This is a genomic window from Variovorax endophyticus (assembly GCF_025376855.1).
In the GTDB taxonomy this organism is placed as follows: domain Bacteria; phylum Pseudomonadota; class Gammaproteobacteria; order Burkholderiales; family Burkholderiaceae_C; genus Variovorax.
Window position 1 is genome coordinate 44757 of record NZ_JAHUTH010000015.1, and the last position, 19799, is coordinate 64555.

Annotated in this window: 19 protein-coding genes; 5 read left to right on the forward strand and 14 right to left on the reverse strand. The window is 71.1% G+C overall.

The annotated features are described in order from the left end of the window. Position 1: 1 nt before the first annotated feature. The 4 genes from KV106_RS20240 to alr all read right to left on the reverse strand — a co-directional run bounded on the left by KV106_RS20240 (position 2) and on the right by alr (position 4569). Positions 2-1612, reverse strand: a complete 1611-nt coding sequence (locus KV106_RS20240) for an AMP-binding protein (RefSeq protein WP_409976542.1) — start codon at positions 1610-1612, stop codon at positions 2-4. Positions 1613-1717: 105 nt separating this feature from the next. Next, complete coding sequence (locus tag KV106_RS20245; RefSeq protein WP_261211971.1) at positions 1718-2710, reverse strand: LysR family transcriptional regulator; 993 nt, start codon at positions 2708-2710, stop codon at positions 1718-1720. A gap of 15 nt (positions 2711-2725) precedes the next feature. After that, complete coding sequence (locus KV106_RS20250) at positions 2726-3463, reverse strand: hypothetical protein (protein WP_057592734.1); 738 nt, start codon at positions 3461-3463, stop codon at positions 2726-2728. Beyond that, entirely contained in the window at positions 3460-4569 is a 1110-nt protein-coding gene (gene alr / locus KV106_RS20255) for an alanine racemase (RefSeq protein WP_261211974.1), read from the reverse strand. Before alr ends, KV106_RS20250 begins: the two co-directional genes overlap by 4 nt. Positions 4570-4746: 177 nt before the next feature. Between alr and lplT the strand changes: the two genes are divergently transcribed. Genes lplT through KV106_RS20270 form a run of 3 tightly spaced genes read left to right on the forward strand, consistent with a single transcriptional unit; the run spans position 4747 to position 7477 of the window. Next, positions 4747-6051, forward strand: a complete 1305-nt coding sequence (lplT, locus tag KV106_RS20260) for a lysophospholipid transporter LplT (protein ID WP_057592732.1) — start codon at positions 4747-4749, stop codon at positions 6049-6051. Between the two features lie 33 nt (positions 6052-6084). Further along, entirely contained in the window at positions 6085-6975 is an 891-nt protein-coding gene (locus KV106_RS20265; protein WP_057598131.1) for a DMT family transporter, read from the forward strand. Positions 6976-6985: 10 nt separating this feature from the next. Continuing rightward, positions 6986-7477, forward strand: a complete 492-nt coding sequence (locus KV106_RS20270) for a glutathione peroxidase (protein ID WP_057597349.1) — start codon at positions 6986-6988, stop codon at positions 7475-7477. Between the two features lie 3 nt (positions 7478-7480). Here the strand turns inward: KV106_RS20270 and KV106_RS20275 are convergent, their stop codons facing one another. Further along, on the reverse strand, positions 7481-7900 hold the full coding sequence (locus tag KV106_RS20275; RefSeq protein ID WP_261211977.1) for a carboxypeptidase-like regulatory domain-containing protein: 420 nt from the start codon (positions 7898-7900) through the stop codon (positions 7481-7483). A 184-nt stretch (positions 7901-8084) separates the two neighbouring features. Here KV106_RS20275 and KV106_RS20280 point away from each other — a divergent pair, with 184 nt between their 5' ends. Then, positions 8085-8312, forward strand: coding sequence for a hypothetical protein (locus KV106_RS20280; RefSeq protein ID WP_261211978.1), 228 nt, complete (start codon positions 8085-8087; stop codon positions 8310-8312). Positions 8313-8316: 4 nt separating this feature from the next. Here KV106_RS20280 and glcF read toward each other — a convergent pair whose 3' ends face one another. From glcF to KV106_RS20325, 9 genes are all read right to left on the reverse strand, one after another. Beyond that, complete coding sequence (gene glcF, locus KV106_RS20285; RefSeq protein WP_261211979.1) at positions 8317-9552, reverse strand: glycolate oxidase subunit GlcF; 1236 nt, start codon at positions 9550-9552, stop codon at positions 8317-8319. A 43-nt stretch (positions 9553-9595) separates the two neighbouring features. After that, positions 9596-10408, reverse strand: coding sequence for a YoaK family protein (locus KV106_RS20290; RefSeq protein ID WP_057597346.1), 813 nt, complete (start codon positions 10406-10408; stop codon positions 9596-9598). Between the two features lie 8 nt (positions 10409-10416). Continuing rightward, a complete protein-coding gene (gene glcE, locus KV106_RS20295) occupies positions 10417-11544 on the reverse strand; it encodes a glycolate oxidase subunit GlcE (protein WP_261211980.1) in 1128 nt (375 codons plus the stop codon). Continuing rightward, positions 11544-13046 carry an FAD-linked oxidase C-terminal domain-containing protein gene (locus tag KV106_RS20300; protein ID WP_261211981.1) on the reverse strand — a complete coding sequence of 501 codons (1503 nt, stop codon included), beginning with the start codon at positions 13044-13046 and terminating at the stop codon, positions 11544-11546. The genes glcE and KV106_RS20300 overlap by 1 nt, the downstream gene beginning before the upstream one ends. Positions 13047-13191: 145 nt before the next feature. After that, a complete protein-coding gene (locus KV106_RS20305) occupies positions 13192-14085 on the reverse strand; it encodes a LysR substrate-binding domain-containing protein (protein WP_261211982.1) in 894 nt (297 codons plus the stop codon). Between the two features lie 17 nt (positions 14086-14102). Beyond that, on the reverse strand, positions 14103-15032 hold the full coding sequence (locus KV106_RS20310) for an SMP-30/gluconolactonase/LRE family protein (RefSeq protein ID WP_261211983.1): 930 nt from the start codon (positions 15030-15032) through the stop codon (positions 14103-14105). A 264-nt stretch (positions 15033-15296) separates the two neighbouring features. After that, entirely contained in the window at positions 15297-16718 is a 1422-nt protein-coding gene (locus tag KV106_RS20315) for an ammonium transporter (protein WP_057597342.1), read from the reverse strand. Between the two features lie 29 nt (positions 16719-16747). Beyond that, the gene (gene glnK, locus KV106_RS20320) at positions 16748-17086 is read right to left on the reverse strand and encodes a P-II family nitrogen regulator (RefSeq protein ID WP_057597341.1); all 339 of its coding nucleotides are present in this window, start codon (positions 17084-17086) and stop codon (positions 16748-16750) included. 64 nt (positions 17087-17150) lie between these two features. Then, entirely contained in the window at positions 17151-18029 is an 879-nt protein-coding gene (locus tag KV106_RS20325) for a TorF family putative porin (RefSeq protein ID WP_261211986.1), read from the reverse strand. A gap of 214 nt (positions 18030-18243) precedes the next feature. Here KV106_RS20325 and KV106_RS20330 point away from each other — a divergent pair, with 214 nt between their 5' ends. Beyond that, positions 18244-19782 carry a YifB family Mg chelatase-like AAA ATPase gene (locus KV106_RS20330; protein ID WP_261211987.1) on the forward strand — a complete coding sequence of 513 codons (1539 nt, stop codon included), beginning with the start codon at positions 18244-18246 and terminating at the stop codon, positions 19780-19782. Positions 19783-19799 lie beyond the last annotated feature (17 nt).

Below are 19799 nucleotides of genomic sequence, written 5' to 3' on the forward strand. Positions count from 1 at the left end.
TTCAATTGACCATGCGGCTCTGGCCGGCCCAGTACGGCGCCTGGATCGCCTTGCGCGCGACCTTGCCGTTCGGGTTCTTCGGCAGCGTGCCCACGAACTCCACGCGGCGCGGCCGCTTGAAGCCGCCGAGCCGCTCGGCGCAAAAGGCATCGAGCGCGCCGCTGTCGAGCGCATGGCCGGGCTTGAGCACCACGTGCGCGGCCACGGCCTCGCCCCACTTGTCGTCGGGCACGGCGAACACGCAGGCATCGGCGACGGCCTCGTGCTGGTAGAGCACGGCCTCGACCTCCGAGGGATAGACGTTGAAGCCGCCGCTGATCACCATGTCCTTCTTGCGGTCGACGATGTAGACGAAGCCCTGGTCGTCGGCGCGCGCGAGGTCGCCCGTGTGGTAGCGGCCGTTCTGCAGGACCTCGGCCGTGAGCTCGGGCGCGCGCCAGTAGCCGGCGAACACGTCGGGGCCGCTGACCACGATCTCGCCGATCTCGCCGCGGGCCACCGGCTGGCCCGCGTCGTCGACGATCTCCACCAGCGACTCGAGGAAGGGCCGGCCGCACGAGGCCAGCCGCTCGGGCGCGGCGGCGCGCGCGAACAGGTGGTCCTCCACGCCGAGGCCGCACACGCCCGAGGTGGTCTCGCCCGCGCCGTAGCCCTGCGACAGCACCGGGCCGAACACGTCCATGGCGCGCAGGATGCGCGCGGGCGCCATCGGCGCGGCGCCGTAGCCCAGGCGCTGCAGGTCGGGCAGCGGGCGGTAGCGGCCCTCGAGCTCGGCCAGCAGCATGTTGATCATGGTCGGCACCATGAAGGTGTGTGTCACGCGCTCGGCCTTCATGTCGGCGAGGAAGCGGCCGGGCTCGAAGCCCGCGAACAGCCGGATGGTGGCGCCGCTGCACAGCGCGGGCACGATCTGCATGCCCGAGGCATGGGTGACCGGCCCGACCAGGCCCAGCAGATGGCCTTCGCGCATGCCCTCGGAACGCACGAGGAACTTGCGCAGCTGCGCGAGCCGGTTGCCGAAGGTCTGCATCGCGGCCTTGAGCACGCCCGAGGAGCCCGAGGTGTAGTGCAGCACGGCGAGCTCGTCGGCCTCGACGCTCGCGGCCTCGAAGGCGTCGCCGGCGCGGCCGAGCGCGCCCTCGTAGGAAGCGGCGTCGCCCTCGGGCAGGTCGACGAACAGCAGCATCGGGCGCGCGTCGCCCTTCAGGTGCGGCAGGAAGGCTTCGGCGCGCTCGGCCGTGGTGACGATCAGCGCGGCGCCGCTGTTGGCGACGATCTCGCCGACCTCGGCGGGCGAGAGCCGCGCATTGAACGGCGCCTTGACCAGCGCGGCCTTGTAGCAGGCCAGCTCGACCTCGACGATCTCGATGCAGTTCGGCAGGTAGATGCCGACGCGGTCGCCGCGCGCGAGGCCGAGCCCCAGCAGCGCGTTGGCGAGCCGGTTCGAGCGGCGGTCGAGCGCCTCGTAGCTGAGGCTGCGCGATTCGGTGCGCAGCGCGATCCGCGGGCCGTGCAGGCGCGCGCAGCGCGAAACGAGTTCGCCGACGTTGGCGACCCGGGCGGTGGTCTGTGGCAAGGGGTGTCTCCTGGATGCAGGCATGCGTTCGTGCATGCGATGCGCCACTGTCCGCCAAAGCGGCCTCGCGCAGGAAATACCGTTTGCTGATGCCGAGCCATCAATCGCATTGATGGCCTGGCTTGCGAGAAGCGCGTCGCGCTATGCCTCGGGCTCGACCTCGGCCAGCAGCTCGGCCTCCCAGCGGCCCTCGGCGATCAGCCGCGCGGCCTGCCGCACGAGCGAACGCGCCACCACCTGCGCGGCGGGATCGGGCGCGCGGTCGGCCGGCGTGGCGATGAAGTAGCTGCGCTGCAGCGCGGGCCGCATTACGCGCGCCGCGATCCAGCCCGTGCCCGCGGGCGGGTTGTCCGACAGCGCGCAGGCCGGCGTGAAGGTGAAGCCGGCGCCGCAGACATAGAGCGAGCGGATCACGCGCGCCGAGTCGTGCTCGTGCGCGAGGTTGAGCGCCACGCCGAGCGCGGCCGCGGCCTCCTCCACGCGCTGGCGGATCGCGAAGCGCCTCGACTGCAGCACCAGCGGCAGCCGGGCCGCGTCGGCGAAGTCGATCTCGGGCCGCGGCGCGGGCCGGGCCTTGCCGCGCCGGCCGGCGCGCAGGCGCGGCGCCACGCTGCCGTCGCGATCGAAGCCGCAGGCGAAGATGGCCTCGCGCGCGAGCGGACTGCAGGCCAGGCCCTCGACCTGCGGCGTGTCGACCAGGATGCCGACGTCGGCACGGCGGTCGAGCATGGCCTTCCTCACCATCAGGCTCAGGTCGTCGAGCACGAACACGCGGATGCGCGGATGCGAGGCCTTGAGCTCGGCCAGCACCGGCCCGAGCAGCAGCGAGGCCAGCAGGAAGGGCACGGCCACCGTGACCGAGCCCTCGGGCCCCTGCGGCAGGCGCTGGATGCGCTCGCGTACCGCGTCGGCGTCGGACAGCAGGCGCCGCGCATCCTCGTAGAGCTGCAGGCCCGCGGGCGTGGGCGTGACGCCGGCATGCGAGCGCTCGAACAGCTGCGCGCCGAGCTCGGCCTCGAGCTTCTTGATCTGCGCCGTGAGCGCCGGCTGCGCGATGTAGAGCGTGCCCGCCGCGCGCGAGAGGCTGCCGGCCTCGAGCACGGCGATGAAGTAGCGCAGGGTGCGCAGGTCCACGGTGCGGGCCTCGCCTCAGCGCTTGAGCAGCATGCGCACCGCCTCGGGCAGGCTGCGCGCCTCGGGCAGGAAATGGTCGAGGGTGGCGCCGAGGATCACGGCGCAGGCGACCGCGCCCAGCAGCGGCTTCCAGGTCAGCCGAACCGCGGCCATGAGCCAGCCCTCGCGCGCGACGCGCACCGCGGCGCGCGCCGAGACGTACGAGAAGGCCACCTCGATCGCCACGGCCAGCAGCGCGTCCCAGCTGAAATACAGCAGCACCAGCGAGCCGGCGCCGAGCACGACGGCGATGCAGACCAGGAAGATCGCGACCACCGGCACGACCACCACGGCGCCCTCGTCGGCACCGCCCGCGACCTCGAGCGCGCCGCTGGCGGCATCGGACAGCAGGCCGCCGTCGGCGCTGGCGCCCGAGCGCGCGAGCGCGCTGCCCGCGTCGAGGGCCAGCTCGCCCGCATCGCCCGCGTCGACCGCGTCACCGAGGTCGGCGCGCCCCTCCACCAGCCGCTGCGCCCACCAGCGCAGCACCAGCAGGTAGCCGAGGTAGCCCACGCCCAGGGTCATGAAGTAGCGCACCGCGAGCGACTGCACGCCCAGCAGGTGCATCTGCAGCGCCGAGGCACCCCACATCAGCAGCAGCGTGAAGCTGCCGATCAGGATGCCGTGCGTGCGCAGGCTGTGGTGGCGGTGCAGGTCGCGCTCGACCTGCGTCTCCCAAAGGCGCACCGAGCGCCAGTTGGAGAGGACCTTCATCGGTCGCGGTCGGCGGCCTCGGGCGCGAAGGGCACGCGCTGGGCCACCGCGCACATCAGCTCGTAGCCCACGGTGCCCGCGGCCCGCGCCACCTCGTCGATGGGCAGCACCGCATCGTTGGCGGTCGAGCGGCCCCACAGCGTGACCTCGCTGCCGAACTTCGCGTCGGGGACGGGCGTGAGGTCGACCGTGATCATGTCCATGCTGACGCGCCCGACCATGCGCGTGCGCACGCCGTCGATCAGCACCGGGGTGCCGGTGTCGCAGTGGCGCGGATAGCCGTCGGCATAGCCGACCGCCGCGATGCCGATCTTGAGCGGCGCATCGGCCGTGAAGCGCGAGCCGTAGCCGATGGTGTCGCCCGGTTGCAGGGTCTGCACGCCGATCAGCTTCGTCGACAGCGTCATGGTGGGCTGCAGCTGCCAATGGGCGGCATCGTTGGCCGGGAAGTCGGGCGCGCTGCCGTACAGCACGATGCCGGGACGCACCCAGTCGCCGCGCGTGCGCTCGGCATGGCGCAGGGTGGCGGCGCTGTTGGCGATCGAGCGCTCGCCCGGCAGGTCGCGGGTGACGCGCTCGAAGGCCTCGACCTGGTGCGCGATGCCGCGCTCGCCGTCGGCGTCGCTGAAGTGGGTCATCAGCGAGATCTCGTCGACCTGGGTCAGCGCGTTGAGGCGGGTCCAGGCGGCGCCGAAGCGCTCGGGCGTGAAGCCCAGGCGGTTCATGCCGGAGTTCATCTTGAGGAATACGCGGTGCGGCTGCAGGGTCTTGTGGGCCGCGAGCATGTCGATCTGCTCGTCGCAGTGCACCGTGTGCCAGAGGTCGAGCCGCGAGCACAGCTCGAGGTCGCGCGCCTCGAACACGCCCTCGAGCAGCAGCACCGGCCCGCGCCAGCCCAGCGCGCGCACGCGCTGCGCCTCGGCCAGGTCGAGCAGCGCGAAGCCGTCGGCACCGCGCAGCCCCTCGTAGACGCGCTCGATGCCGTGGCCGTAGGCATTGGCCTTGACCACCGCCCAGACGCGGGAATCGAGCGCATTGCGGCGCACGCGCTCGAGGTTGTGGCGCAGGGCATCGGTGTGGACCGTGGCGAGAATGGGGCGGGGCATGGCGAAGGGTCTTTGAAAACGATTTGCAGACCACGTTTTAGCATCTTCGGGAATGGGGTCGAATACGCAGAAGCCGCCTGCAGGAGCTGTCGTACCCCCATGCTATAACCGCCCATTCGCCTTCCGGGCGACACTTTTTCACTACTGCCAGCGACCCCCTGGCCAGCCAGCCCATCGATGAAGCGCGGTTTCTACACGATCATGTCGGCCCAGTTCTTTTCGTCGCTGGCCGACCAAGCGCTCTTCGTCGTTGCGGTCGATCTCATGCGAAGCGCCGGCGCGCCCGAATGGCAGCGCGCCGCGCTGGTGCCGATCTTCGCGGTGTTCTACGTGGTGCTCGCGCCGCTGGTGGGCGCCTTCGCCGATGCGCTGCCCAAGGGCCGGGTGATGTTCATCAGCAACGCCATCAAGGTGTTCGGCTGCCTGATGATGCTGTTCGGCTCGCACCCGCTGCTGTCCTATTCGATCGTCGGCCTGGGCGCGGCCGCCTACTCGCCGGCCAAGTACGGCATCCTCACCGAGCTGCTGCCGGCCTCGCAGCTGGTCAAGGCCAACGGCTGGATCGAGGGCCTGACGATCGCCTCGATCCTGCTGGGCATCGTGCTCGGCGGCACGCTGGTGGGCCACGCGGTGTCGAGCAAGCTGCTGGCCTTCGACATGCCCTTCATCGACACCGGCATCGACACGCCGGCCGAGGCCGCGCTCACGGTGCTGATCGTGGTCTACATGATCGCGGCCTGGTTCAACACGCGCATTCCGCACACCGGCGTCGAGATGCGCCCGATGCGCGCCAACCCCGAGCACAGCCTGGCGCGCAACCTGGTCGGCCTGCTGCCCGACTTCTGGCACTGCAACGCGCGCCTGTGGCGCGACCGCCTGGGCCAGATCTCGCTGGCCACCACCACCCTGTTCTGGGGCGCGGGCGGCAACCTCAAGTACATCGTGCTGGCCTGGGCCTCGCTGGCGCTGGGCTACAACACCACGCAGGCCTCGGCCCTCACGGGCGTGGTGACCATCGGCACCGCGGTGGGCGCCATCGTGGCCTCGATGCGCATGCGGCTGGACATGGCCACCCGCGTGATCCCCATGGGCATCGCGATGGGGCTGATGGTGATCTGCATGAACTTCATCGGCAACGTCTGGCTGGCGGTGCCCTTCCTCATCATCCTGGGCGGCCTCGGCGGCTTCCTGGTGGTGCCGATGAACGCGCTGCTGCAGCACCGCGGCCACAACCTGATGGGCGCCGGCCGCTCGATCGCGGTGCAGAACTTCAACGAGCAGGCCTGCATCCTGCTGCTCGGCGGCTTCTACAGCGTGTGCACCGGGCTGGGCCTGTCGGCCTACGGCGCGATCAGCGCCTTCGGCCTCGTGGTGGCGGGCTGCATGTGGATCATCAAGCGCTGGCACGAGAACAACCTCAAGAAGTACCCCGAGGAAGTCGAACACCTCCTCGCGATCGCCCGCAGCGACAAGCATCACTGACCGGCCGGCTATGCTCGGCGGTTTGCCCGCCCGATGCCCGCCCTCGCCCTGATCTTCAATGCCTTCGTCTGGGGGCTGTCGTGGTTTCCGTTCCGCCACATCGAAGGCCATGGCCTGCATCCGGTGTGGACCACCTGCCTGATCTACCTCGCGATCGCCACCGTGGTGGGCCTGCTGCGCCGCGGCGCCTGGGCCGGCTTCGCGGGCCATCCGATGCTGGTGCTGCTCGGCCTCGCGGCCGGCTTCACCAACGTGGGCTTCAACTGGGCCGTGACGCAGGGCGACGTGGTGCGCGTGGTGCTGCTGTTCTACATGATGCCGCTGTGGAGCGTGCTGCTGGGCTGGGCGGTGCTGGGCGAGCGGCCCACGGGCGGATCGCTGGCGCGCGTGGCGCTGGCGCTGGCCGGCGTGGCGGTGGTGCTCAAGACGCCGGGCACCGACTGGCCGGTGCCCTCGAGCCTGCCCGACTGGCTCGGCGTGGCGGCGGGCTTCGGCTTCGCGGTCACCAACATCGTGCTGCGCCAGCTGCGCGCGGCGCCCGGCGAATCGCGCGCGCTCGCGATGTTCTGCGGCTGCGCGGTGGTGGCGGGCACGGCCGCGCTGACCGGCACCGCGCTCGGCGCCTTCGCGCCGCCGACCGCCGCCTCGCCGGGCTGGATCGGCTGGGCCGCGCTGCTGGGCTTCGGCTTCGTGATCGCGAACGTCTGCCTGCAGTACGGCGCCGCGCGGCTGGCGGCCAGCGCGACGGCGGTGATCATGCTGTCGGAGGTGCTGTTCGCGAGCGTGTCGTCGGTGGCGCTGGGCGCAGCCACGATGAACTCGCGCATCCTCGCGGGCGGCGCGCTGATCGTGGCGGCCGCGGTCTGGTCCTCGTTTGCGCGAACGCCCGCCGCGAGCGAAGATCGCGCTCCTTCGACCCCCTGAGGACATTCCCATGACCAGCGTCTACGACTTCGAGGCCAGGCAGATCGACGGCCAGCCGGTGAGCCTCTCGGCCTACAAGGGCAAGGTGCTGCTGATCGTCAACACCGCGAGCAAGTGCGGCTTCACGCCGCAGTTCGCGGGCCTCGAGGAACTGCACGAGAAGTACGCCGGCCAGGGCCTCGCGGTGCTGGGTTTCCCGTCGAACCAGTTCGGCGGCCAGGACCCGGGCACCAACGAGGAGATCGGCGCCTTCTGCATGAAGAACTACGGCGTGAGCTTCCAGATGATGGAGAAGATCGACGTCAACGGCAGCGGTGCCGCGCCGCTCTATCAGTGGCTGGTGAAGGAGAAGCCGGGCCTGCTGGGCAGCACCGCCATCAAGTGGAACTTCACCAAGTTCCTGGTCGGGCGCGACGGCCAGGTGCGCAAGCGCTATGCGCCGCTCGACACGCCGGCCTCGCTCGCGCGCGACATCGAGGCGGCGCTGGCCGCCTCCGCCTGACGCTCAGTACCTGAAGCTCGCGGTCGTCGAGCCGCTGCCGACCGTGACGGCCTGGCTCTTCGACTCGCCGCCCTGGGTGGTCGCGACCACCGTGTAGCGGCCGGCGGGAATGTCGACCAGGCACACCGGCCCCGAGGCGCGCAGCGAGAGCGCGGCGGCGCCGTCCGCGCCCTTGATCTCGACCTGCACATCGGCCAGGTAGGCGCCGTTGGCGCGCGCGAACAGCAGCGCCAGCGGATGTTCCTTCATGGCGGCGCGCATGGCCTTCGACTCGTCGGAGCCGATGCCGCCGCAGACGTAGCGCGTGGCGCCCTCGCCCTTCCAGGCGGGCATGGCGGACTGGGCCTGGGCGGCGGTGAAGGCACCGGCGCAGAGCGACAGGACGGCGGCCGCGAGCGCGGCGGGGGTGGAAAAGCGGGACATGGGACGTACTCCTTGGCGCGATGGATGCCGGGAATGATGCGCCGGCGCCACAGTCGGGCGAGTCGGACCAGGGCGCGGCGCCGTGTGCGGCGGTGGCGCGGCCGCCCGGCAGCGCGGGCGCACCGGTACCCGCTACAGTCGGCGGCTTCGCACTTCCAAGCCGCCATCCGGCGCATTTCACGCCATGCGCCACCGCGCCACTCCGCTCATCCTCCTGGCCCTGGCGGCCGTTCTCGCCGGCTGCGCGACCCGCACCGCGCCGCGCGTGACCATGCTCGGCGACGGCGTGCTGCGTTCGCCGAGCCCCGAGGAGGCCGAGGCCTACTGCCGCAACTTCGGCGCGCCGCTGCGCTTCGTGCCGCCGACCATCGAGCCCGCGCCCAAGGGCGAGGTCACCTACCGCTGCGATTGAGCCGTCACGCAGCCGGCTGCAGCGCCGCGTCGAGCAGCTCGACCCAGTGCCGCACCGGCAGCTCGCCGCTGCCGCTTTGCAGGTGCGTGATGCAGCCGATGTTGGCCGACGCGATCGCCACCGGCTGCAATTGCTTCAGGTGGCCCAGCTTGCGGTCGCGCAGCGGATAGGCGAGCTCGGGCTGCAGCACCGAGTAGGTGCCGGCCGAACCGCAGCACAGGTGCGATTCGTTCATCGCCACGCGCACGTCGAAGCCCAAGGCGCGCAGATGGGTCTCGATGCCGCCGCGCAGCTTCTGGCCGTGCTGCAGGGTGCAGGGCGGGTGGTAGGCGATGGTGCCGGGCGTCGCGCGCACGCGGGCTTTGAGCGCCGGCACCAGGTCGGGCAGCAGTTCGCCGAGGTCGCGCGTGAGCTCGCTGATGCGCGCGGCCTTCAACGCGTAGGCCGGGTCGTTGCGCAGCACGTGGCCATATTCGCGCACGGTGACGCCGCAGCCCGAGGCGTTCATCACGATGGCTTCCACCTCGTCGCGCTCGACCAGCGGCCACCAGGCGTCGATGTTGGCGCGCATCTGCGCCTTGCCGCCCTCCTGGTCGTTGAGGTGGAACTTCACCGCGCCGCAGCAGCCGGCCTCGGGCGCGAGCACGGCCTGGATGCCGCCCGCGTCGAGCACGCGCGCGGTGGCGGTGTTGATGTTCGGCATCATCGACGGCTGCACGCAGCCCGCGAGCATCAGCACCTTGCGCGCGTGCCTGGTGGTGGGCCAGGCACCGGCCTCCTGCTTCGCGGGCACCTTGGCCTGGAGCGCGGCGGGCAGCAGGCCGCGCACCGACTGGCCCAGCTTCATCGCGGGGCCGAACAGCGGCGAGGGCAGGCCTTCCTTGAGCACCCAGCGCGTGGCCGACTCCATCGCGGGGCGCGGCACCTTCTCGTCGACGATGCGCCGGCCGATGTCGACCAGGTGGCCGTACTGCACGCCGCTCGGGCAGGTGCTCTCGCAGTTGCGGCAGGTCAGGCAGCGGTCGAGGTGCAGCTGCGTGCTGCGCGTGGGCGCCTGGCCCTCGAGCACCTGCTTGATCAGGTAGATGCGCCCGCGCGGGCCGTCGAGCTCGTCGCCGAGCAACTGGTAGGTCGGGCAGGTGGCGGTGCAGAAGCCGCAGTGCACGCACTTGCGCAGGATGGCCTCGGCCTCGCGGCCGTCGTCGGTGCCGCGGAATTCGGGAGCGAGCTCGGTTTGCATCGTGGGATCGGTTCTTGTCGTTGTCTCGTGAAACTCGCCGGCCTCAGGGGCCGGAGGACGCGTCGTTCTTGCGCCGCGGGCGGATCGCGCCGAGCAGCTGGCGCAGATGGGCCGAGCGCCGCACGTCTTCGATGAAGGGCGGCAGCGACAGCGCCAGCAGCAGCGCCGCGAGCGGCACCACGCAGACGAAGCCGACGTAGGTGAAGCCGGCCGCGCCGACGATGCCGCCCGTGACGAACATGCCGACCAGTCCCGCGAACAGCCGCAGCCGCGCGCCGTTGTGGCGCACCGGTCCCGCCAGGGTTTCGCCGGGCCTGGCGCGGCGGTTCCAGTACAGCAGCTTGCCGAGCTCGATGCCGAGGTCGGTGAGGTTGCCGGTCATGTGGGTGGTGCGGATGCGGCCGCCCGAGGTCTTGGAGCCCACCGCGTTCTGCAGGCCCATGATGAAGGACAGCAGCAGCACCGTGAGCGGCACCGCGAAGGGCGTGTGCCAGGTCAGCGTGATCGCGCCCATCAGGCCGAAGGGCAGCATCAGCGCCGACTCGAGCAGCAGCGGCAGCGCGTAGACGCTGCGCAGGTGGTGCTGGCGCGCCCAGTTGACCAGCAGCGCCGAGACCGCCGCGCCCGCCACGAAGGCCAGGATCGCGCCCAGCGCATTGAGCAGCAGCGTGGCGTTGCCGAGCACCAGGCCGTCGGCTACCTGCGAGGTGAAGCCGGTCATGTGCGAGGTGTACATGTGCAGCACCAGGAAGCCACCCGCATTGACGGCGCCGGCGTTGAACGCGAGCAGCAGGCCGAGCATGTGGTTGGTCGAGGGCGCGCGGTGGCGGCCGGTGAGGAAGCGCAGGCGCCGCATGGGGTCGTTCAGTCGAAGGCGTGCAGGCGGCCGCGGTCGAACACGGCGTGCGGATCGAACTCGCGCATCAGCGCGCGGTGGATGCGCTCGACCGCGGGCTCGAGCCGGTCGAAGCGCGGCGCCGCGGCCTCGTGAGCTTCGCCGTGCGCGGGCAGGCGGAACAGCGTCGCATGCCCGCCCGCCGCGCGCGCGGCCTCGCGGATGCGCGCGGCCGCGGCCGGCGTGGGCGGCGCCTTGTACCAGCGCTGGCCGCCATGCCATTCGACCAGCGGCGCGCCGAATGCCTCGAGCCCCAGCACCGGCGCGGTCTGCGGCACCGACAGGCGCCACAGCGCATCGGGCCCGGCCGCGGTGTCGAACCACGGCAGGCTCTGCTCGCGCAGCGACTGCCAGTCGGCCGCGGCGCGATCCTTGTCCTTGCGCTCGCCGCCGAGGTGAGTGCAGGCAGCCTCGACCGCCGCCACCGCGCCGCGCAGCCGCAGGTAGAGCGCGCCGGCGCCCGCGTACTCGAACCAGCAGCTCGCGTTGAGCGGCAGCGGCCGGCCGCCCCATTCGTTGAGCAGCCGCAGCGCATCGGCCTGGTCGCAGGCGAACTCCAGCGTGGCCTCGGCCGGCGGCACCGGCAGCACCTTGAGGCTGACCTCGGCGATCAGGCCCAGCGTGCCGAGCGAGCCCGCGAGCACGCGCGAGACGTCGTAGCCCGCCACGTTCTTCATCACCTGGCCGCCGAAGCTCAACACCTCGCCGCGGCCGTTGACCAAGGTGGCGCCGAGCACGTAATCGCGCACATTGCCCACGCTGGCGCGCGACGGGCCCGCGAGGCCCGCGGCGACCATGCCGCCGACGGTCGCACCCGCCGCGAAGTGCGGCGGCTCGAAGGCCAGGCACTGCCCTTTCTCGGCCAGCGCCGCCTCGAGCTCGGCCAGCGGCGTGCCCGCGCGCACGGTCACGACCAGCTCGCTGGGCTCGTAGCTCGAAATGCCCGCGAGCGCGCGCGTGTCGAGCAGCTCGCCGCGCGGCGCCTCGCCGTAGAAGTCCTTGCTGCCGCCGCCGCGGATGCGCAACACGGTGCCGTCGGCGGCCGCGGCGCGGATGCGCTCGACGGCCTGACCCAGTGCGTGATCGATGCCGCTCATCAGAACCTCGGCAGCTCGGGATGCGGCAGGCGGCCGCCGCGCACCACCTGCTTGCCGTACTCGGCGCAGCGCTGCAGCGTGGGGATCACCTTGCCGGGGTTCAGCATGCCTTCGGGATCGAAGGCGCGCTTGACGCCGAACATCTGCTCGTTCTCGGCGGCCGTGAACTGCACGCACATGCTGTTGAGCTTCTCCACGCCCACGCCATGCTCGCCCGAGACGGTGCCGCCCATCGCGACGCTGGTCTCGAGGATGTCGGCGCCGAACAGCTCGCAGCGGTGCAGCTCGTCGGGGTCGTTGGCATCGAACAGCACCAGCGGATGCAGGTTGCCGTCGCCCGCGTGGAACACGTTGCAGCAGCGCAGGCCGTACTTCTGCTCCATCGCCTGGATCGCGAGCAGGATGTCGGCCAGCCGCTTGCGCGGGATGGTGGAGTCCAGGCACATGTAGTCGGGGCTGATACGGCCCGAGGCCGGGAAGGCGTTCTTGCGCCCGCTCCAGAAGCGCATGCGCTCGTCCTCGCTGTTGCTGACCGCGATGGCGGTGGCGCCGCAGCCGCGCAGCACGGCCGTCATGCGGCCGATCTCCTCCTCGACCTCCTCGGGCGTGCCGTCGGATTCGCACAGCAGGATGGCGGCCGCGTCGAGGTCGTAGCCGGCATGCACGAAGTCCTCGACGGCGGCGGTCATGGGCTTGTCCATCATCTCGAGCCCCGCGGGGATGATGCCCGCGGCGATCACCGCGGCCACCGCGTCGCCGGCTTTGCGCACGTCGTCGAAGCTGGCCATGATGCAGCGCGCCAGCTGCGGCTTGGGCACCAGCTTCACCGTGACCTCGGTGGTGACGGCGAGCATGCCCTCGCTGCCGATCACCAGCGCCAGCAGGTCGAGGCCGGCGGCATCGAGCGCCTCGCCGCCGAACGTCACCGGCTCGCCCTCGGCCGTGAAGCCGCGCACCTGGAGCACGTTGTGCAGCGTGAGGCCGTACTTGAGGCAGTGCACGCCGCCCGAGTTCTCGGCCACGTTGCCGCCGATCGAGCAGGCGATCTGGCTCGAGGGATCGGGCGCGTAGTAGAGGTTGTAGGGCGCGGCGGCCTCGCTGATGGCGAGGTTGCGCACGCCGCACTGCACGAGCGCGGTGCGCGCGACCGGGTCGATCTTCAGGATGCGGTTGAACTTGGCGAGCGACAGGGTCACGCCCATCTCGTGCGGCATGGCGCCGCCCGACAGCCCCGTGCCCGAGCCGCGCGCCACCACCGGCACGCCCAGCCCGTGGCAGGTGCGCAGCACGGCCGCCACCTGCTCTTCGGTCTCGGGCAGCGCCACCACCAGCGGCCGCTGGCGGTAGGCCGTGAGGCCGTCGCACTCGTAGGGCGTGGTGTCCTCGGCATGCCAGATCAGCGCATGCGCCGGCAGGTGGGCCTGCAGCGCGCGCACGACCTGCGACTGGCGTTCTGTCTTCTGGAGCGACGCATGCTGCGTCGGGCTCGGGGGCGCGTTCATGGGCGAAGTCTCTTCTCGGTGTTCTTCTGCGGATGGCTGGCGGGGGCCGGCCCCCCACTCTAAGGAAATGCGCGGCCTTCGGGTTGAAGGATTTTTGCGGCGGACTTGAGGAATCTTCGCCGCGCGGCGCTGGCCGGGACCGTGTTCAGCGCAGCGCCTGCACCAGCCAGTCGGCGAAGGCCGCGCACTCCCAGCGCTCGAGCGCGCCCGGCTGCCAGCACAGCGTGTGGCGGTGCGGCGAGCGCACGGCATGCGCCGACAGCGCCACCAGCCGGCCCGATTCGAACCAGGCCGCGCCCATCTTCTGGCGCACCAGCGCCACGCCGAAACCGCTGGCGGCCGCGTCGTAGACCAGGCCCAGGTCGTTGAACTGCGAGCCCAGCTGCGGCTCGGGCTGGTCGATGCCGCAGCTCGCGAACCAGGTGCCCCAGGGTTCGAGCGGGCTGCGGATCAGCCGCGCGGCCGCGATCTCGGCCGCGGTGCGGAAGCCGTGGAACGGGCCGAACTCGTTGAGGTAGCTCGGGCTGCAGGCCGGCACCACCAGTTCCTCGAGCAGCGGGCGGTGCTCGCAGTCGGCGTAGTTGCCGCCGCCGTAGCGCACCTCGAGGTCGGCCGGCTCGGCGGTCACGTCGAGCAGCGGGATCGACACCTGCAGCACCAGGTCGATGTCGGGATAGATGTTGCGGAACAGCTCGAGCCGCGGCATGAGGAACTGGCGGCTGAAGGTCGGCGTGACCGCGAGCCGCAGCCGCGTGGCGGCGCGCTGGCCCGCCGCCGCGTTGCCGCCGCCGGCATGCGCCTGCAGCGCCGCCAGGCCGGTGCGCACGTTGGCGAGGTAGGCCGCGCCGTCAGCCGTGAGGCTGAAGTCGCCGCGGCCGAACAGCTTGAAGCCCACGTGCGACTCGAGCTGGCGGATGCGGTGGCTGACCGCGCTGGCGGTCACGCAGAGCTCGTCGGCCGCGCGGCCCGCATGACGCAGCCGCGCCAGCGCCTCGAAGGTCACGAGGCACTGGATCGGCGGGATGTGCTGCAGGGCCATGCGGCGAAGGCTCGCGCTCAGTCCTCGAAGAAATGGACCGGCAGGCCGGGCGTCTCGACGCGCATCGACAGCACCCTGCCCGAGGCGGGCTTCTGCGCCAGTTCGGCCTCGGGCCGGCCCTTGCGCGCGGTGGTGACGAACAGCGTGCGCAGGTCGTCGCCACCGAAGCAGGGCATGGTCGGGCACTGCACCGGCAGCGCGAAGGCGGCCACGACCTCGCCCGAGGGCGCGAGGCGCAGCAGCTGCGCGCCCTCGAACATCGCGACCCAGTAGTGGCCCTCGGCATCGACCGTGGCGCCGTCGGGCCGCCCGCCGTAGGCCAGCGCCGAGCCGGGCGCCCAGCCCTCGGGCTTGGCGTCGAACCGCTTGAAGACGCGGCCGTGCGAGAGCGTGTTGTGCGCGGCGTCCCAGTCCCAGGCGCGCACCGCGTGGGCCGGCGTGTCGGCCCAGTAGAGCGTGCGCGCATCGGGCGAGAACGCGAGGCCGTTGGCCGTGGTCACGCCCTCGGCCATCTGCGAGAGCATCGGCGACTGGCCGTCGTCGCGGCGCGCATCGAGGCAGTAGAGCGCGGCATTGGCGCGGTCCTTGGCCTCGTTGATGCTGCCGGCCCAGAAGCGGCCGAGCGCGTCGCACTTGCCGTCGTTGAAGCGCATGGTGGCCGCGTCGTGCTCCACGCGCGCGATCGCGGTCAGCGCGCCGCCCCATTCGCGCGCGCGGTAGATGCCGTCGCGCAGCGCGATCACCAGGCCGCCGCTGCGCGCGGGCGCCATGCAGCCGGGTTCGGTCGGCAGGTCCCAGCGCTCGACCGCGCCGCCGGCACCGATCTCGCCACGCGTGCGCAGCACCGCGCGGCCGGGAATGTCGAGCCAGTACAGGGAACGTTCCTGCGGGTGCCAGAACGGCGATTCGCCGAGGGCGCTGAGGCTGTTGTCCAGGGGGGTCCACATGACGGGGATTGTGCCCCCGCGCCACGGCCCGCCGCTGTCGGACCGCACCGGGCCGCGCCGCGCCGAGGACAAAAAAAAGCCCGCTCGCACCGGAGTGCTTGCGGGCCGAACATCCAAAGGAGACTCTCGCTGAAAAAATGGGCTTCAGGAAACCTTGGAAGGACCTTGGAAAACTTGGGGTGGTGGTCTGGTGGCGGACCGCGGGTCCCTTCCTCTGGAGCGAGGAACCCGCGGTGTCCTTGTCGCGTGTCGGAGAGGTTCCGATCAGCGGTTGTAGGCGGTTTCGCCGTGCGACGAGATGTCGAGGCCTTCGCGCTCTTCCTCTTCGGTCACACGCAGGCCGAGCACCAGGTCGGCGATCTTGAAGGCGATGAACGCCACGACGCCGGACCAGACGATGGTGAACAGCACGCTCTTGATCTGGATCCAGACCTGGGCGCCCATCGAGAAGGTGTCGGGGGTCAGGCCGCCGGTGCCGCCGAGGCCCTGGGCCGCGAACACGCCGGTCAGGATGGCACCCAGGATACCGCCCACGCCGTGGACGCCGAACACGTCGAACGCGTCGTCGGCACCGAGCATGCGCTTGAGACCGCCCACGCCCCAGAGGCAGACCAGGCCGGCCAGCAGGCCCAGCACGATCGAACCCATCGGGCCGACGAAGCCGGCGGCGGGGGTCACCGCGACGAGGCCGGCGACGGCACCCGAGGCGGCACCCAGCATCGAGGCCTTGCCCTTGTGCAGGCTCTCGCCCAGGATCCAGGACAGCGCGGCGGCGGCGGTGGCGAGCACCGTGTTCACGAAGGCCAGGCCAGCGGCGGCGTTGGCGGCACCCGCCGAGCCGGCGTTGAAGCCGAACCAGCCGACCCACAGCAGCGAGGCGCCGACCATGGTGAGCGTGAGCGAGTGCGGCGTGAAGGCTTCCTTGCCGTAGCCCACGCGCTTGCCGACCATGTAGGCACCGACCAGGCCGGCCACGCCGGCGTTGATGTGCACCACGGTGCCGCCCGCGAAGTCGAGCGCGCCGTCCTTGCCGAGCAGGCCGCCGCCCCAGACGATGTGGGCCATCGGCACGTAGGCGAAGGTGAACCACAGCACCGAGAACAGCAGCACGGCCGAGAACTTGGCGCGTTCGGCGAAGGCGCCGACGATCAGCGCCACGGTGATGGCGGCGAAGGTGCCCTGGAACGCGACGAACACGTACTCGGGGATCGTCGTGAGCGCGCCGAAGGTCTCCTGCGTCACGCCCTTGAGGAAGATCTTGTCGAAGGTACCGACGAAGCTTCCTTCACCCGTGAAGGCGAGGCTGTAGCCGTAGATGGCCCACAGGATGCTGATCAGCGAGAAGATCACGAAGACCTGCATCAGCACCGACAGCATGTTCTTCGAGCGGCCCAGGCCGCCGTAGAACAGCGCGAGGCCGGGGATGGTCATCAGGATCACGAGCAGCGTGGAGGTCAGCATCCAGGCGGTGTCGCCCGAATCGACCTTGGGTGCCGGTGCCGCGGCCGGCGCGGCGGGAGCGGCAGCAGCCGGCGCGGCTGCTGCGGCGGGCGCTGCAGCCGGTGCCGAGGCCTCGGCGGCCGGCGCCGACGCGGCAGCGGCGGGCGCGGGCGTCTGCGCGAAGCCGGTGGTGCCGGCGGCAAGCACGCTCAAGCCGAGCGCGAGGGAGACAAGCAGTTTTTTCATGGACGTTGTTCTTTCGGGCCTGGACTCGATCAAAGGGCTTCGCGGCCCGTTTCGCCGGTGCGGATGCGCACGACCTGCTCGAGGTTGTAGACAAAGATCTTGCCGTCGCCGATCTTGCCGGTGCGCGCGGCGCCCTCGACGGCTTCGATCACGCGCTCGACGAGGTCATCCGAGACGGCCGCCTCGATCTTGACCTTGGGCAGGAAGTCGACGACGTACTCCGCGCCGCGGTAGAGCTCGGTGTGGCCCTTCTGGCGGCCGAAGCCCTTGACCTCGGTGACGGTGATCCCCTGCACGCCGATGGCCGAAAGCGCTTCGCGCACTTCGTCGAGCTTGAACGGTTTGATGATGGCTGTGACCAGCTTCATGGGTTGCTCCTTTGGATGGAAAGAATTCGCGCGGCAGCATGGGCCGCGCCTCGTTGTGTGCCGCTTACAGCGTCTTCGTCAGCGTGAGGATGAAGCGCGGCTTGTTGGGCGAGTAGACCTCCTGCACCGTGTAGAAGCCGAAGTCGTACAGCGGGCCGGCCGCGACATTGAACGCGTTCTTCTTGTTCGCGCCCTGCACCGAGCCGGTGAGCGTGAGACCGCCGCCGAAGTCGTAGGTGGCGCCGACGTTGTAGTCGACGTAGTTCTTCGCGGCCGTGTTGTGGCGGATGTCGCTGGAGAAGCGGGTGAAGCCCACGGCGGCCTTGAGCGTGACCTTGGGCACGATCTCCTTGCTGTAGCTCAGGTTCAGGTAGCCGGTGTTGCGGCCCTTGAGGCCCGAGCCCGCCTTGTTGCCGGCGTAGCCGAAGTAGTCCTTCGACACCGTGTGCGAGTACTTGGCCGTGAACGAGCCGAAGGTTTCGTTCGAATAGGTGGCCGCGCCGTACAGCTCGGTGGTGTTGCCGGCGGTGTTGCCCGGGTAGATGTAGGTCAGCGCACCGACGTCCATGTCCAGCGGGCCGGCCTTGAACTTGTAGCCGCCGTACAGGTCGACCTCGACGCTGTTGCCCTTGAGCCAGTTGACGCTGGAATTCCAGTTGCCGACGTAGAAGCCGCTCTCGCCGAAGGCGTAGTCGAAGCCGCCCTGGATCGCGGGCTTGAGGCCACGGGTCTTGGCGTAGTCGTCCCGGCCGATCATGTCCTGGTCCTGGCCGCGGAACTTGTAGTTCGTGGTCAGCGAGATGTTGGCCGTGATCGGCGAGGTCGCGGGGGCCGCGGCAGGCGCCGCCGCAGCGTCTGGGGTGGCCTGCGCCAGGGCGGCGCCCGACGTGGTCAATGCGGTGGCCAGGACGATCAGGGCCTGGGCGGCGGAACGGTGCGTCATCGGGAACTCCTCGCAAGTAGTGTTGTGGAACCTGATGACCCTCAAAGCAGGGAGCGTGCCAAAGTGCACATCCCCCGGCGACCGGTTGAAGCGCCCTCCCGGGAAGAAGCCAAAAATAGTTACAAGCGCAAGGCTTTGTGGCTTGCACTGAAAAAAGAACAAGACGCCCGCGACGACCGGAATCGGGCGCACCAATATAGGGAGGGAGTGAAGGATGAGTCTGTCTTTGGTGCAAAGCCGCGCCTTGCTCGGGCTGGAAGCGGCCAGTGTCACGGTCGAGGTGCATCTGGCCAACGGCCTGCCGAGCTTCACGCTGGTCGGGCTGGCCGAGACCGAGGTCAAGGAGGCGCGCGAGCGCGTGCGCTCGGCCATCCAGAACGCCGGGCTGGAGTTCCCGCACAACAAGCGCATCACCGTGAACCTGGCGCCGGCCGACCTGCCCAAGGATTCGGGCCGCTTCGACCTGCCGATGGCGCTGGGCATCCTCGCGGCCAGCGGCCAGATCGAGGGCGCGCGGCTCGCGGGGCACGAGTTCGCGGGCGAGCTCTCGCTGTCGGGCGAACTGCGGCCGGTGCGCGGCGCGCTCGCGATGGCGCTCGCGCTGCACACGCGCGGCATCGCCACCCGGCTGGTGCTGCCCGCGACCAGCGCCGACGAGGCCGCGCTGGTGCCCGGCGGCGAGGTCTACGGCGCCAGGCACCTGCTCGACGTGGTGCGGCGCTTCCTGCCGGCCGATGCGCAGGCGGGCCTGGAGGCGGACGACGAGGGCTGGTCGCGCGCCCATGCGTCCGCGCAAGCCGATGCCCCCGCCTATGCCGACATGGCCGACGTGAAGGGCCACGCGGGCGCCAAGCGCGCGCTCGAGATCGCCGCGGCCGGCGGCCACAGCCTCCTGATGATGGGCGAGCCGGGCTCGGGCAAGTCGATGCTGGGCCAGCGCTTCGCCGGCCTGCTGCCGCCGATGCGCATCGACGAGGCGCTCGAGAGCGCGGCCATCGCGAGCCTGGGCGGGCGCTTCTCGACCGAGCGCTGGATGCACCGGCCGACCGCGTCGCCGCACCACACCTCGAGCGCGGTGGCGCTGGTGGGCGGCGGTTCGCCGCCGCGGCCCGGCGAGATCTCGATGGCGCACCACGGCGTGCTGTTCCTCGACGAGTTCCCCGAGTTCTCGCGCGCCGCGCTCGAGGCGCTGCGCGAGCCGCTCGAGACCGGCAACATCACCATCGCGCGGGCCGCGCGGCGGGCCGAGTTCCCCGCGCGCTTTCAACTCGTGGCTGCGATGAATCCGTGCCCCTGCGGCTTTTTGGGCGCCCCCACGAAAGCCTGCCGCTGCACGCCCGACCAGGTGGCGCGCTACCAGCGCAAGCTCAGCGGCCCGCTCCTGGATCGCATCGACCTGCACATCGAAGTGCCCGCGATCTCGGCGCCGCAGCTGCTCGACGCGCCCGCGGGCGAGACCACCGCCGCCATCCGCGCGCGCGTGGTCGCCGCACGCGAACGCGCGATCGAACGCCAGGGCCGACCCAACCAGGCGCTGCAGGGCGCCGACATCGACCGCCATGCGTCGCTCGGCGACGAGGCGCGCCGCTTCATGCACACGGCCGCCGCCCGGCTCGGCTGGTCGGCGCGCAGCACGCACCGCGCGCTCAAGGTTGCGCGCACCATCGCCGACCTCGCGGGGGCACCGGTCATCGAGACGGCGCATGTGGCGGAGGCGGTGCAGTACCGGCGGGCGCTGCAGAAAGGCCTGTAGCGCCCCGTGCATCGCTT